The sequence below is a fragment of the Planomonospora parontospora genome, from assembly GCA_014647935.1.
Lineage (GTDB): Bacteria > Actinomycetota > Actinomycetes > Streptosporangiales > Streptosporangiaceae > Planomonospora > Planomonospora parontospora.
The window spans coordinates 1-1627 of the sequence record BMQD01000081.1; the positions used below are offsets into that span (position 1 = coordinate 1).

Annotated in this window: 1 protein-coding gene; it reads left to right on the forward strand. The window is 71.5% G+C overall.

The features are described 5' to 3' along the window. Positions 1–351: 351 nt before the first annotated feature. Positions 352–1627, forward strand: a 1276-nt coding sequence (locus tag IEZ07_RS35190; protein ID WP_191898758.1) for a methyl-accepting chemotaxis protein, incomplete at its 3' end; no start/stop codon positions are given.

A 1627-nucleotide genomic window follows, 5' to 3' on the forward strand; every position in this document is an offset into this window, starting at 1 on the left:
GCTGGCCGGGCTGTCGGCCCGGCTGCACACCCTGGTCTCCGGCTTCCGCTACTGACACCGGGCCCGGCGGCCCCGGAAGCGCTCCGGCAGGCGGTGCCGGGAGAGCACGGACCGGGGTACGACCGGGATGCGAAAAGGACACCCGCCGGGCGGCGCGATCGCCCGGCGGGTGTCCTTTCGTCTTCGCGGGCCCCGTACGGGCTCGCCCTCGGAGGGCGCGCGTGCCCCCGACTCCCGGGGAAGCGCTTCCGATCGCCTCAGACGGCCCTTCCCGATGCCGATGAGCAGACGAGATGGCTGTCTGTCGGCAATCCCAGCAGCTCTCGGTCTCGCACTGGAAAGGACCTGAACGTGACCGGCACGTCCGTAGACAACGCGCGCCCCGTCGTGAGCGCGAACCGCAACCGCCTGCTGGGGTGGTTCGCCGACCGGCGCATCAACATCAAGATCCTCGTCGCCGTGGCCATCGTCGCCGTCATGGGCGCCGGCGTGAGCGTCGTGGCGCTGAGCCGGATGAGCGCACTGAACGACGACCTGAACACGATCAAGCAGGGCAGCGTCGAACGCCTCGCCCACCTGGTCGACCTGCGCGGCCAGATGGCCAACATGTTCAACGCCACCACCGGCGTCGTCAGCATCCCGGACCCCGCGATGAAGGCGGAGGCCGCCGCGCAGATGCAGAAGGCCACCGAGGCGGTGACCGCCGCGTTCGAGGCATACAAGGCCGACGCCACCGACTCCCCGGCCCTGAAGGAGAACGCGGCCTCCTTCGCGGAGGCGTGGCAGGAGTACCGGACCCTGCGCGACACCGTGATGTCCGCCCCCGCGGCGGCACCGGCCGCCGGAGCCGGTGCCACCGCCGAGATCAAGGCCGTGGTGGAGCAGTTCACCAGCGTCTCCGACCAGCTCAACACCGCCATGGACAACCTCGCGAAGCTCGAGAAGGAGAACGCCGAGGGGGTGACCGCCGCGGCCGCCGACCAGTACGACGGCTCCCGGAACCTGATCATGGTGCTGGTGGCGGTCGGCCTGCTGCTCGCGTTCGGTACGGCCCGGCTGGTCTCGGGCCTGATCGTGCGTCCGCTGGCCGAGGTCTCCCGTGTCCTGGACGCGACCGCGAAGGGCGACCTGACCGGGCGGGTCGAGGTGTCCTCCCGCGACGAGGTCGGCGAGATGGCGGTGGCGGTCAACCAGGCCAACACGGCCATCCGCGAGGCCATCGAGGCGCTGGCCACCAGCGCCGACACGCTGGCCGCCAGCTCGACCGAGCTGTCGGGTGTCAGCGACCGCATCGCCGCCAGCGCGGACGAGGCCTCCACCCAGGCCGGCAACGTCGCCGCCGCGGCCGGCCAGGTCTCGCAGAACGTGCAGACCGTCTCGGCGGGCTCGGAGGAGATGGGCGCGTCGATCCGGGAGATCGCGCACAACGCCAACGAGGGTGCCAGGGTCGCCGCGCAGGCGGTCGAGGTGGCGGAGTCGACCAACGAGACCGTCGCCAAGCTCGGCGCCTCGTCGGCGGAGATCGGCTCGGTCATCAAGACGATCACCTCGATCGCCGAGCAGACGAACCTGCTGGCCCTGAACGCCACCATCGAGGCGGCGCGGGCCGGGGACGCCGGCAAGGGCT